This is a genomic window from Mesorhizobium sp. WSM4848, from assembly GCF_055811375.1.
This window is the reverse complement of record NZ_JBVVPX010000002.1, coordinates 314,018-327,125: the sequence shown is the minus strand read 5'-3', so window position 1 is coordinate 327,125 and position 13,108 is coordinate 314,018. Positions and strand designations below refer to the sequence as shown.

The window sequence follows — 13,108 nt, the reverse complement described above, 5'->3', positions numbered from 1 at the left end:
TCTGGAGCGTCCGATGCTCTAGCGGCTGTCGAACATCCAGCTTCGGTCGCGCCACATTTTCTCGCCGACCTGGCAGTCGGTGGCCGGCTTGTCTTGCGCCAGAACCACCGGCGGATGCGCCGCTTCTTCCACCGCCCATTGCGGTGAGGCAGGCCCGGCAAGCTCAAGCACCAGCTTGCGACGGATCGCTTCGGGAAACTGCGTCCACTCATTGACCGGGATCATGAACGCGCCGGGCCCGCCGATGACGCAGTCGGTGTAATAGCGGTCGAGATAATTGACGTCGTAGACGCTGGTGAAGCCGCCCCGGGTCATCAGCGGCAGGCCGTTGATGGTGATGCCTTGCCTGACCAGTTCGTCACGGATGATGTCGACGGGAGCACCTTGATTGTTGGGGCCATCGCCTGAAATGTCGATGACGCGCTTGACGCCTTGAAAGCCGCTTTCGGCGAAGAGATCGCTGCTGAATTGCAAGGCACCGGAAATAGAGGTGCGCCGTGCGCTGTTGGGCGCATGGGCGGAGAGTTGTTCGACCACCCGCTCGGCGTCGGCACGATTGCCAATCACCGTCCACGGCACGATGATGTGCTGCCATGTCGTGCCGGCCCATTCGACATAGGTGACAGCAATCTTGCCGTAGGCGCCGTCGGCGATGGCCTGCAGTACCGTGTCATGCGTCAGTGCCGCGACATAGCCGCGACGCTGGATTTCGAGTTCGGCCGGCGACATCGACAGCGAAACGTCGACCGCCAGCACCAGTTCGACGTCGACGGGATCGGCAGCGCGGGATTCCGGCGCCTGGACGAACGTCAGCGCCAGCGCGGCGGCGCCTGAGAGGAGATGTCCTGCGCGGGGAAAAGCAGACATGCCGCAAGGTAAGCGAAAATCGTCGCGCCACAAAGCGAAAAGCCCGGCGCTGGGCTAATGCATGTCGCCCAAAAGGCGCAGCGGGTTTGGGTAACGACATGCATAAAAACAAGAACTTAAAGCGCGTCGCATGACTTCCCTCAGACGCGACGCGCTTTAGATCCTTGCATTCACGTTTTTGCGAGTCCGCCGCCTCACCCTCTATTGTGGGCGGCTCAGCTGCGTGGATTGAGGTTCTCCGGGTCGTAGAGCGGCCTGTAGCCGACGGCGGCCACTTCGACCGGGTATTTCTCGCCGAAATATTCGACGTCCAGCTTGCGGCCCTCCTGGCAATACGCCCACGGCAGATAGGCAAGCGCAATGTTCTTGCCGATTGTCGGGCCGTAGGCGACCGAGGTCGTGAAGGATCGGCGGCCGAGTTCGTCGACCAGCGTCTCGCCCGTTTGCGGGTCCATCACCGGCATCGTGCCGACAGGATAGCGGGCCACGCCCGTGGAATCGACATTGTCCGTCATGACAAGCGTGCAAAGCATGGCCGGCTGATGCGCGCGGGCGCGATAGTCCAGATGCCTTGCCTTGCCGCTGAAATCAGCCTCCTTGACCTTCGGGCGGGCAAGATCGGCCTCCAGCAGATTGAACTCGGTCAAAAGATCCGCATTCTGCAAGCGCAGGCTCTTCTCCATGCGCCGGCTGTTGGCGTAGGTCTCGACGCCAAAAGCCATCACGCCGGTCGAACGCAATGCGTCCCATACGGCCAGGCCGTCTTCGTATCGCATGTGCAGTTCCCAGCCCTGCTCGCCGACATAGGAGATGCGGAAAGCGGTCACGTCCTTGCCGGCGATCCTGACAGGCTTGATCACCGCAAAGGGGAAATTCTCCGGCGTCAGCCCGTCCGGGTCTTCCACGACCTTGCTCAATGTTGCCCTGGCGTTTGGGCCCCAGATGCCGACGGTCACGTATTTTTCGGTCACGTCGGTGATGGCGACGTCGAACCCTTTGTCTTCTGCCGTCCGCCGCATGTACTGGAAGTCGCGCGGGCCGGCGTCGGCGCCGTCGATGACGCGGCAGCGGTCGGCCATGCGGATGACGGTCAGGTCGGCGCGCACCATGCCCTCATCGTCGAGGAAATGGGTGTAGATGCCTTTGCCGATATTGCCGTCGCCGCCGATCTTGGCCGCGCACAGCCATTCCATCAGCGCGACATGATCCTGGCCTTCCACGTCGTACATCGCGAAATGCGACAGGTTGACGATGCCGCAATCTTCGCTCATGGCGAGATGCTCGGCATTGGAGACGCGCCAAAAATGACGGTTGTCCCACTCGTTTTCGCGCACCGGCACCCGGTTGCCGTATTTCTCGAGCAGGTGCTCGTTGGCGGCATAGCCATGGGCGCGCTCCCAGCCGCCGAGTTCCATGAAATAGCCACCGAGTTCCTTCTCGCGCTCCCAGAAGGGCGAGCGGCGCACGTCGCGAGCCTTGGAGAAGGGCTCGCGCGGATGGACGGCCGGATTGTAGACCTTCATTGCGGTTTCGGTGCAGCGGTCCCAGATGAACTGCTCTTGCGTCTGGTGCGGATAGAAGCGCGAATAGTCGATGGCGTGGTGGTCGATCGACGTCCGGCCGTCCGTTATCCAGTCGGCGATGAGCTTGCCCATGCCGGGGCCGTCCTTGACCCAGATCGCGACGGCATACCAGAGGCCCCGCACCTTTTGGCTCTCGCCCATGGAGGGGCCGCCGTCTGCCGTCACCTGCAGAAGCCCGTTGAAGGAATGGCTCTCATTGTAGCCCAGTTCGCCCAGGATCGGCGTCAACTCCATGGCGCGCTCGAGCGGCGCCAGGATCTGTTCCATGTCGAGGTCGCGCTGCGAGGGCGAAAGACGGGCCTGGTCCTTCTCCAGAAGGTCGCGCGGATGGCAAAGGCGCGGATTGGTCTCTTCGTAGTAGCCCCACTCGATCTGCCCGCCTTCGGCAGTCTTGGGATCGCCGGTGTCGCGCATGTAAGCCGAGTTGCCCTGGTCGCGCAGCAGCGGCCAGCCGATCTCCTTGCCGGTCCCGGCGAACTCGGTATACGGCCCGAAGAAGGTGAGCGGATGGTCGATCGGCATGACCGGCAGGTCCTCGCCCACCATTTCCGCGATCAACCGGCCCCAGATACCCGCGCAAACAATCACATAGTCGGCTTCGATGGTGCCGCGATCGGTCACCACGCCCTTGATGCGACCGTTCTGGACGATAAGCGACTTGGCCGGCGTGTTGGCGAAGGATTTGAGTTTTCCGGAGGCTTCCGCCTGGTCGACCAGCTTGCCGGCGACCGTTTGCGAGCGCGGGATGACAAGACCGGCATCGGGATCCCACAGGCCGCCCTGCACCATCTTTTCTTCGATCAGCGGGAATTTTTGCTTGATCTCGGCCGGTTCGATCAAGTGCGCGCGTGTGCCAAATGCCTTTGCCGAGGCGATCTTGCGCTTGATCTCCGCCATGCGGGCGTCATCGCCGACGCGGGCAACCTCAAGGCCGCCGATACGGGCGTAATGGCCCATCTTTTCGTAAAAATCGATGGAGTAGAGCGTCGTCCAGCAGGACAGGAAATCATGGCTGGTGGTGTAGCAGAAGTCGGAAGCATGCGCTGTCGAGCCGATATCGGTCGGGATCCCTGACTTGTCGATGCCGACGATGTCGTCCCATCCGCGCTCGATCAGGTGATGGGCGACCGATGCGCCGACAATACCGCCCAGCCCGACGATGACGACCTTCGCCTTTTCCGGAAATCCTGCCATTGCCCGCGACTCCAAAGTGGTAAAGTGGGCACCGGCGCCCGTTTAATCGGCGCACAATATGCAGGCGACGGCCATCGTGCTACCGCCTGTTTGCGACACGCTGCAGGTGCGGCGCGACCCCGGCGCATGACCCCGAAAAATCGGAACCGATTTTCGCTGGGATCATGCGCAGAAACTGGTTTGAGATCAGCTGCCTCAAGGGAAAATGATGCGCGCCAGGCTGGAGGCGGAACTCATGATCCATTTTTTTGGAACGACGTGCAACACTGCGGGGCGACACCCTTTGATGCTCGCCCACAGCGCCATGAAGGGGCCGGCGAGCAGCAGGAACGGGGGATCAGATTGGGAAAGTAGATGCGAGTGTCGTGGGCCAGCACCCCGAGCACCAATGCCGTAAACAGGACGCCGGCGGAGCGGGAATCGTTAAGTTTCGATGATCCGAAACCATAAAAGGCCGGGCATTTGCCCGGCCTTCGAAAAACAAGTCGTCAATGTTTTTTTGACGCGGTTACTTGATACGGGCGACGCCGCCTGAGATTTCGATCGTTTCCGAACCGGTCAGCGCCTCGAGGTCGCCATTCGGCATGGTAACGAAACAGCCGGTCGGGCAGAATTCCGCGGTTTCGCCGGCGGCCAGCGCCAGCTCCGTCTTGCCACCGCCTTCGGTCACGACCAGTGTGCGGGTCTCGGCGTCCTTGTTGGTCGCGCTGGCGGCGAAGGCTGAACCGCCCACGGCAAGAAAAGCGATGGCGGCGACGAGAGACTTCCACATTTGCAATATCGGTGTTTCCACCGCCTCTGTTGCATTTCGCAAGGCATTCTCGCCCTTTGCATGTGAGCTTATATGAGATGCAAGCTGAACAGCAACTGAATGCCGCATTCATGCCGCAATTGGTTTTCGGAACGTTCAGCCGAAGCGCCGTGTCGTTCCACAGCGGTGTTGGGAATTGAAATAGATGAATGGCAAAAAGCCTTATCCATACCCGCCGCACACCAACCGTGAAATGGAGATGATGCTTGCTGGGGCCAAGCCCTTTGCGATGTTCGCCCACGAGCGCGTGGACGGCTTTGAAAAATCCGATGCATTGGCTAATCAGGACTTCGCGACCCATGTTGCAAATCGAACGCTGTCCGAGCATCTCCGAACTTTCGAAGCAAAAGGACCGGGAGGAACCCGGCTCAACATCGACTATATTTCTACGCCCGCGAGGGCGAAGCATGGAGAGTGGAAGCCTTTTCGCTGCTTCTCGAGCTTCTACACCGCGGCGCCTGGTGCCCGCAGTTGGAATGGCTATCGGGAAAGCTCCTCGGATACACTGACGAGCAGAACCGGGATCACCTCTCAAGAACCTATCCGTCAGATCAACTCGATCACATAAACTTCTAGGGTGATCCGCCTTCCACGCTTTTGCTTGGATCTCAGCCTTCAATCGGGATCCGGCTTGCGGGTCTTGCGCCCGGATCTGGCCAGGCGTTTCGTCTCGGCCACGGCTTCCGCCTTTGCTTGCTCCTGTTCGGCAAAATCGACTTCGATCTTGTCGTCATCGATTGGCCACGCCTCATGCTTCTTGGTCTCGACGACGGCGCGCGGCGCCGACGGAATTTCGATATGCTGATCGGCGAACACGTCGAGGACGGCAAAACGAATGTCGTTCTGCACGATGTTGCCGTTCATCACGTCGGCCAGGAACACACGGATTTCGAATTCAAGAGCGGCCGCCCCGAAATTGGTGAACAGCACGAAGGGTTCCGGATTTTTCAGCACCAGCGGATGGCCGCGCGCAATCTCCAACAGCACAGCATGGGCCTGCTTGACGTCGCTGCCGTAGGCGACGCCTACCTTGATGTCGATGCGACCGAGCTTGTTGCGGTGCGTCCAGTTGCCGACGGCATTGTTGATCAGGTTTGAATTGGGCAGGATCACCGACTGGCGCTGGAACGTCTCGATCTCGGTAGCGCGCACGCTGATCTTCTTGACCGTGCCGCTGATCTCACCGGCGACGATCCAGTCGCCGACCTTGAACGGCCGCTCGGCCAAAAGGATCAGGCCGGAGACGAAGTTGGAGACGACATTCTGCAGGCCAAAGCCGATACCGAGCGACAGGGCGCCGGCGACAAGCGCCAGGTTGGAGAGATCGATGCCCGCCGCCGAGACGCCGACGAGCGCTGCGAGCGCCACGCCGGCATAGCCGACCGCCAGCCGGATCGAATTGCGCACGCCGGTATCGACCTTTCCGCGCGCCATCACCGAGCCGTCGAGCCAGCCCTGGAACCAGCGCGTCAGGAAATAGCCGATGATGAAGACGATGATGCCGGTCAGGATGCCGGTCACCGAGATCGTCACCGAGCCGATGGTGAGGCCCGTCGCCAGCTTGTAGGCCCAGGCCTCGATGTCGCCGGGCTGGAAGCCCCACATCAACAGGATCAGCGGCAGGAATACCAGCACGATCATCAGGTTGATGGCGACGCTGACGACCAGGCCGAGCTGGTCGAGCGCGGACTCCTCGTAACTGGAATTGGTCGATAGCCAGCGCCCGATCGACGTGTTGGCAAAGCCGCCTTCCTCGCTGATCGCCCGCGCCGACAGGAAGCCGATATAGGCGGTGACCAGAATGGTTCCGGTGACCACGACCTGCAGCGAGACGAAAATGGCAAGGCCGATATAGCCGAGCAGCGCCGTGACAATGGTGAAAAGGCCGAGCGCGACAGCGGTGTAGCGCAGCCACGCCGGCCAGGGACGCCAGCTTCCGTCGGCGGCCTTGAACGGTTTCAGCAGCCCCATCAGGATCAGGATGACGCCGACGATAATGGTGCCGACAAAACTTCTGGCGATGGTCAGCGACAGCGGCGAGCCCATCTTGTCATTGACGACCGACAGGAAATTGTTGACGCCGATCACCACCGCCATGGCGGTCGTCAGCCGCACAAGCCAGCGGGCCGGACCCGATTCAACGGGTATCAGCCGCCAGTTCGGCAGCCGCGGCTCCAGCGCCGCATTGGTCAGCCGGTTGACGCAGAACACCACCGCGATGACCGAAACCAGCGCATTCAGGAAAACGCCAATGTCGCCGCGCAACACGTTGTAGTAGTTGAAAAAGAACACCGTCGAGACCAGGAAGACGCCAACCGCCAGCGTCGGCAGCAATGTCGACCAGAACGCCACCGACAGCCGGCTGAGATAGGAGGGATCTTCGACGGAAGGGTCAGCTTCGAAGACACGCCCGAACAGGCGCCGCCCACCGACAAAAAGTACCGCCGCCAGGGAAAGTGCCGTCAAGGTCGCGGCCAGCACCGCCTGGAACTTGAACTTGAAGGCGAAGGTCAGCCACGATGATACCGCCTTGTAGAAGCCGGCATATTCATCGTTGGCATCGGAAATGACCTTAGGGCTCAACGCGTCGGACAGCACGTAGCGCTTTGTGAGCAGGTTGCGAAACAGCTCGCTGCGCATGTTGGCTATCTTGTCGATGAGGCCGCTGATGCGGATCGACAGGTTTTGCGCCGCGGCGATGACAGCATTGATCTCGGCCTTTTCGGACGCCAGCGCCTGGCGTTCGCTGGTCACGATCTCGGGTTCGGGCGGCTGGCCCGCGGCCGGCGGCGCCCCGAGCTGATCGAGCCTTGCGTTGATCTCCGAAAGGCGCGGGCGGAAGGCAAGCGCGCTGTTCAGCGCACCTCGCGACATTTCCTCGAGCTGCAGGCGGATGTCGACAAGGCTGGCGTCGTCGTCACCGTCCTCCTGGATTTTCTTCTCGAGATTGTCGGTCCTTGTCGTCAGGTCCTGCAGGATTTTCTGCTGGTCGGCGACCACTCCAGAGGCAGCCTGCTCAAGCCCCTGCGCCGCAGCATCAAGCGACAGCGGCGCCGAGGCGACGATCGCCAGGACCAGAACGAAGCGGAGCAGTCGGAAAAGCATGATCGTTTGGCGACTCACGGGCGGTAAGGCGTTCTAAAGCTCGCCCTTGATAAAGACGCTGATACCGGGGAGCAAGCCGTCCCGCCCTGCCAGTCGATTTCGGAGTCGGCCAGTCGAAAAGCGATGGCGCAATATTGGCTTTGCGGCAGCGGCCTGCTCTATAATGTGCCGCATCGCCCAAAACGGCTGACGAAAAGCCAGAACGGACAACAAAAAGAATGGCGGAATATTCGGCCTTCTCACTTCTCAAAAATGCGCTGACCGGCAACAAGGACTGGAAACCGGCCTGGCGCAAGCCGGACCCGAAGGCGTCCTACGACGTGATTGTCATCGGCGGCGGCGGCCATGGCCTGTCGACCGCCTATTATCTCGCCAAGGAGCACGGCATCACCAATGTCGCGGTGCTGGAAAAGGGCTGGCTCGGCTCCGGCAATGTCGGTCGTAACACGACAGCCGTCCGCTCCAACTACCTGCTGCCTGCCAACACGCGCTTCTACGAACATTCGATGAAGTTTTGGGAGAACCTTTCGCACGATCTCAACTACAACGTCATGTTCTCGCAGCGCGGCTGCCTCAACCTCGCGCACACACCCGCTCAGCTCGACGATTTTGCCCGCCGCGGCAACGCCATGCGCCATCTCGGCGTCGACGCCGAACTGATGACCACGGCCGAGATCGCGCGCCTGGTGCCGGCGCTGGACGTCTCCGCCACGGCGCGCTTCCCAATCGTCGGCGGGTTGATGCAGCGGCGCGCCGGCACCGCCCGCCACGATGCCGTCGCCTGGGGCTATGCGCGCGGCGCCGACCGCCGTGGCGTCGACATCATCGAGAATTGCGAGGTCACCGGCTTCCTGCGCGACGGCGACCGCATATCAGGCGTCTCGACGTCGCGCGGAGAGATCCGCGCCAGGAAAGTGGCGGTCGCGGTGGCCGGCAGCACCGGGCAAGTCATGCGGCTCGCCGGCATCGATACGATGCCGATCGAGAGCCATGTGCTGCAGGCCTTCGTGACGGAATCGCTGAAGCCGTTCATCGACACGGTCCTGACTTTCGGCATGGGCCATTTCTACATGTCGCAGTCGGACAAGGGCGGCCTGGTCTATGGCGGCGACCTCGACGGCTACAACAGCTACGCCCAGCGCGGCAGTTTGCCTGTTGTCGACGAGGTGATGAGCGAGATGCTGGCGCTGTTTCCGGGTCTCGCCCGCGTTCGCATGCTGCGCTCCTGGGGCGGCGTCTGCGACATGTCGATGGACGGTTCTCCCATCATCACCACCGGCCCGCTGCCGGGCATGTATCTCAACTGCGGCTGGTGCTACGGCGGCTTCAAGGCGACGCCGGCCTCCGGCTGGTGCTTTGCCTGGACCATCGCCAAGGATGAACCGCACGACATCAATGCGCCCTTCACGCTGGATCGCTTCCATCGCGGCCTGGTGATCGACGACAAGGGCCAGGGCGCGACGCCGCGGCTGCATTAGGAATTTCCATGCTGATCACCTGTCCCTATTGCGGCCCGCGCGACGTCATCGAGTTCACCTATCAGGGCGATGGCAACCGCGAGCGCCCTCAGCCTGCCTCGCAGGACCTCGATGCCTGGAACGCCTATGTCTATGACCGATTGAACCCGGCGGGTGACCACAACGAGATCTGGCAGCATTCCGGCGGCTGCCGCGCCCATCTCAGGGTCGTGCGCAACACGCTGACACACGAGATCTCCAGCGTCGCCTTCACGCGCGGCGACCACAAAGTCGCGGCTCGCCACAAGGCGGAGGGCAAGATATGAGCCCGCGCCGCACCGATGCCGGTGGCCGGATCGACCGGCTGCGAACCATCCGGTTCACCTTCGACGGCGCGCCTTACACCGGCCATGCCGGCGACACGCTTGCCTCAGCGCTGCTGGCCAATGGCGTCACGCTGTTCGGGCGCTCGTTCAAATATCACCGCCCGCGCGGCGTTCTGACATCAGGCGTCGAGGAGCCGAACGCTCTGGTGACGGTGTTGCGGGACGAGGTTCGCGAGCCCAATATCGCCGCGACCATGGTCGAGATTTATGACGGGCTGACCGCTGTCAGCCAGAACCGCTTTCCATCGCTGGCCTGGGATGTCAGCGCCGCCAACCAGCTCGGCGGCAGGCTTCTGTCCGCCGGCTTCTATTACAAGACCTTCATGGGACCCGCGATCGGCCCGCTGAAGAGCACGCGTTTCTGGATGTTCTGCGAGCATTTCATCCGCCGCGCCGCCGGTCTCGGCCGCGCCGGGACCGCTGCCGACACGGCGCGTTACGAGCGGATGAACGCCTTCTGCGATGTGCTGGTGGTCGGTTCCGGTCCGGCCGGACTGATGGCCGCCAGGGCAGCCGCCGATCAGGGCGCGCGTGTCATCCTGAGCGAGCTCGAACCGCGTTTCGGCGGCTCGGCCAACTGGTCGGGCGAGACGATCGACGGCATGCCCGGGGCGGACTGGGCAGCGCGAGCCGCCGGCCAGCTCGAAGGCTATGACAATGTCCGCCTGCTGCCGCGCACAACGGTCTGGGGCTATTACGACGGCAACACGCTCGCCGCGCTCGAACGGGTTACCGACCACAAGGAGAGGCCCGGCAAGGGCGAACCGCGCCATCGCTACTGGATCATCCGCGCCAAATCGGTGGTGCTGGCCACCGGCGCCTTCGAGCGGCCGCTGGTGTTTCCGGGCAACGATCGGCCGGGTGTGATGCTGGCGCATGCAGCCGAGCGCTACGCCAACGAATACGGCGTGCTGCCGGGCAACAGGATCGCGCTGTTCACCAACAATGACAGCGCCTATCGCTCCGCCCTGGCGCTGAAGAAGGCCGGTGCGGCGATTGTCGCCATCGTCGACGTGCGGCCGGAGCTTTCGAGCGAGATGCGCGAGCTCGCCGATGAAGCGGAAGCCAAGATCCTTTTCGGTCACGCCGTGGTCGCCACCGAAGGCGGCAAGGCGCTGTCCGGCGTCAAGGTGCAGCGCTTCGACATGGTCAACGGCGCGCTTGCCGGCGAGGCGCGCAGCATTCAAGCCGACTGCCTGCTGATGTCGGGAGGCTGGTCGCCGACCATCCATCTGGCCAGCCAGGCCGGCGCCAAGGCGGAATGGAATGCCGCCCGACAGGCCTTCTCGCCACCGAAGCCAACACAGCAATGGCCAACCCAGCGATGGATCGGCGCGGGCGCCTTCACCGGCAGCTTTTCCACCGCCGAGGCAATCGCCGAAGGCCGCGCCGCCGGGCTTTCGGCGGCAGGTGGAACAGGCGTGCCAACGGCCCTGCCGGTCGTCGAAGCCGCACCCGGAGATCCCGACCCGGCGCCGGTGTTCGAGATCAGGGCCGATGGAAAAAGCTTCGTCGATTTCCAGCACGACGTGACGGCGGAGGATGTACGGCTTGCGCATCGCGAAGGCTTCGTCTCGGTCGAGCATCTGAAGCGCTACACCACGCTCGGCATGGCGACCGACCAGGGCAAGAGCTCCAACATACCCGGCCTCGCCATCATGGCCGAGGCGCTGGGCAAGCCGATTCCCGAAGTCGGCACGACACGCTTTCGCCCACCTTTTTCGGCCGTGTCGATCGGCTCACTCGCCGCGGAGCGTTTCGGCGACCTGAGGCCTGAACGGCTGACGCCGATGCATGACTGGCATGTCGCCAACGGCGCGACCATGTATTCAGCCGGCCTCTGGTATCGCCCGATGATCTATGGCCATCCCGGCGAGACGATCGAGCAGGCCTATGTGCGCGAAGCCAGGGCGACGCGCGAGAGCGCCGGCATCGTCGATGTCTCGACGCTGGGCAAGATCGCCGTGCAGGGCCCGGACGCGGCGGAATTCCTCGACCGGGTCTACACCAACATGTTCTCGACAATGGCCGTCGGCAAGGCCCGCTACGGGCTGATGCTGCGCGAGGACGGCCTCGCCTTCGACGACGGCACGACGTGGCGGCTCGGCGAACAGGACTTCCTGATGACCACCACCACCGCCAATGCCGGCAAGGTGATGCAGCATCTGGAGTATTTCCTCGACGTCATCTGGCCGGAGCTGAAGGTCCATGTCACCTCGGTGACGGACGAATGGGCGGGTGCGGCGATCGGCGGGCCCAAGGCGCGAGCCATTCTTGCTGCCTGCGTCATCGGCACCGCCGTCGACAACACAACCCTGCCTTTCATGGGCATCGTGCACGGCAAGATATCAGGCGTTCCGGTGATGATCTGCCGGCTATCCTTCTCCGGCGAAATGGCCTTCGAAGTCTACTCCGGCGCCGGCTTCGGCGCCCATGTCTGGGAAGCCTTGATCGAAGCCGGCAAGCCGTTCGGACTGGTGACTTACGGGCTTGAGGCGCTTGGCACGTTGCGCATCGAGAAAGGCCACGTCACCGGCGCCGAGATCGACGGCCGCACCACCGCACGAGACCTGCATCTCGACTGGATGCTGTCCAGGAAGAAGCCCTTCATCGGCTCGGCGATGATGGATCGCGAGGGCCTGATCGCGCCCGGCCGGCTGGAACTCGTCGGCCTGGTTTCGCTGGACAACCAACCGCTCAACGGCGGCGCGCACGTCGTCGAAGCCCTTGACGAAGCCAATCCGCACGATTCCATCGGCCACATCACCGCTTGCTGTTATTCGCCGGCGCTCGGCAAGTACATCGCGCTCGCTTTGGTCAATGACGGTAAGGCACGAAGCGGCACGCGCGCCCATATCTCCGATCCTCTGCGCAACCGGTTCGGCCCGGTCGAGATCGTCTCCAACCATTTCTTTGATCCGGACGGGAGCCGCATGCATGGTTGAGCGCCAATCACCGCTCGAGCTGGAGCTGCGCACCGGCTCGCATGGCGATTTCGAACACGGCGTCGATGTCATCCTCTCCGAAACCAGGCCGGGATCGATCCTGCAGCTCGCTGCCTGGCCGGGCCAGGAGAAGGCGTTGATTGCAGGCATTCGCACCGTTGCCGGCCTTGCGCTGCCCGATGGCGCCGGCGCCGGCAGCACCGACGGCGTGAGGTCGGTGTTCGGATTTGCGCCGGGAAAATTCACCGTGGTCGACGAGGCCGAGGGCCTGGCATCGGCCTTTGCCAATGTCGTCACCCCGGCGATCGGCACGGTGACCGACCTGTCGCATGGCCGCACCGCAATCCGCATCGCCGGACCGAAGGCCGAATGGGTGCTGGCGAAGTTCTTCGCCGTCGACTTCGCGTTGCCGGCCTTCCCGGTCGGTGCCGGCCGCTCGACCATGCATCATGACGTCTTCGCCCAGATCCAGCGCACCGGCGCCGACCAGTTCGACATCTATGTGTTCCGCTCGTTCGCGCGCTCGTTCTGGAAGGCGCTCTGTCACGCCAGCGAGGAAGTCGGCTACGAAGTGGCTTGAAAGTCGTCCTTAGTGATCGGCTCGACATTCACCACAACTTAGAACGCCTTTTTGTGCCGGGTGTTGCCAACATCCCGCCAATTCGGAGATCGGTTAGGCCTTGACCCTCGCCAGCACTCGACATAGTTTCTATATGCAACTTGCGTAGGGATCGCGTGTGCAGCCCCGATGACATCGAAC

Annotated in this window: 9 protein-coding genes; 5 read left to right on the top strand and 4 right to left on the bottom strand. The window is 62.8% G+C overall.

Features of this window, described 5'->3' with window-relative positions; genetic code table 11:
- Window positions 1-18 precede the first annotated feature (18 nt).
- The 3 genes from AC0L16_RS03930 to AC0L16_RS03920 form a co-directional block, all read right to left on the bottom strand.
- Window positions 19-867, bottom strand: coding sequence for a DUF1194 domain-containing protein (locus AC0L16_RS03930; protein ID WP_473619098.1), 849 nt, complete (start codon window positions 865-867; stop codon window positions 19-21).
- 215 nt (window positions 868-1,082) lie between these two features.
- Window positions 1,083-3,644: a GcvT family protein gene (locus AC0L16_RS03925; RefSeq protein WP_473619097.1), complete on the bottom strand. Its 2,562-nt coding sequence runs from the start codon at window positions 3,642-3,644 to the stop codon at window positions 1,083-1,085.
- 508 nt (window positions 3,645-4,152) lie between these two features.
- On the bottom strand, window positions 4,153-4,416 hold the full coding sequence (locus tag AC0L16_RS03920; protein ID WP_023798910.1) for a hypothetical protein: 264 nt from the start codon (window positions 4,414-4,416) through the stop codon (window positions 4,153-4,155).
- Window positions 4,417-4,600: 184 nt separating this feature from the next.
- On the opposite strand from AC0L16_RS03920, the gene AC0L16_RS03915 reads away from it, so the two are divergent.
- The gene (locus AC0L16_RS03915; RefSeq protein ID WP_473619096.1) at window positions 4,601-5,023 is read left to right on the top strand and encodes a hypothetical protein; all 423 of its coding nucleotides are present in this window, start codon (window positions 4,601-4,603) and stop codon (window positions 5,021-5,023) included.
- Window positions 5,024-5,070: 47 nt separating this feature from the next.
- On the opposite strand, the gene AC0L16_RS03910 is transcribed toward AC0L16_RS03915, so the two are convergent.
- The gene (locus AC0L16_RS03910) at window positions 5,071-7,560 is read right to left on the bottom strand and encodes a mechanosensitive ion channel domain-containing protein (RefSeq protein ID WP_473619095.1); all 2,490 of its coding nucleotides are present in this window, start codon (window positions 7,558-7,560) and stop codon (window positions 5,071-5,073) included.
- A 218-nt stretch (window positions 7,561-7,778) separates the two neighbouring features.
- Here AC0L16_RS03910 and AC0L16_RS03905 point away from each other — a divergent pair, with 218 nt between their 5' ends.
- The 4 genes from AC0L16_RS03905 to AC0L16_RS03890 are packed head-to-tail and all read left to right on the top strand — an operon-like array spanning window position 7,779 to window position 12,928.
- On the top strand, window positions 7,779-9,038 hold the full coding sequence (locus AC0L16_RS03905; protein WP_473619093.1) for a sarcosine oxidase subunit beta: 1,260 nt from the start codon (window positions 7,779-7,781) through the stop codon (window positions 9,036-9,038).
- 8 nt (window positions 9,039-9,046) lie between these two features.
- Complete coding sequence (locus tag AC0L16_RS03900) at window positions 9,047-9,343, top strand: sarcosine oxidase subunit delta (protein ID WP_236377102.1); 297 nt, start codon at window positions 9,047-9,049, stop codon at window positions 9,341-9,343.
- Window positions 9,340-12,348, top strand: a complete 3,009-nt coding sequence (locus tag AC0L16_RS03895) for a sarcosine oxidase subunit alpha (RefSeq protein WP_473619092.1) — start codon at window positions 9,340-9,342, stop codon at window positions 12,346-12,348. The genes AC0L16_RS03900 and AC0L16_RS03895 overlap by 4 nt, the downstream gene beginning before the upstream one ends.
- Window positions 12,341-12,928, top strand: coding sequence for a sarcosine oxidase subunit gamma (locus AC0L16_RS03890; RefSeq protein ID WP_473619090.1), 588 nt, complete (start codon window positions 12,341-12,343; stop codon window positions 12,926-12,928). The genes AC0L16_RS03895 and AC0L16_RS03890 overlap by 8 nt, the downstream gene beginning before the upstream one ends.
- Window positions 12,929-13,108 lie beyond the last annotated feature (180 nt).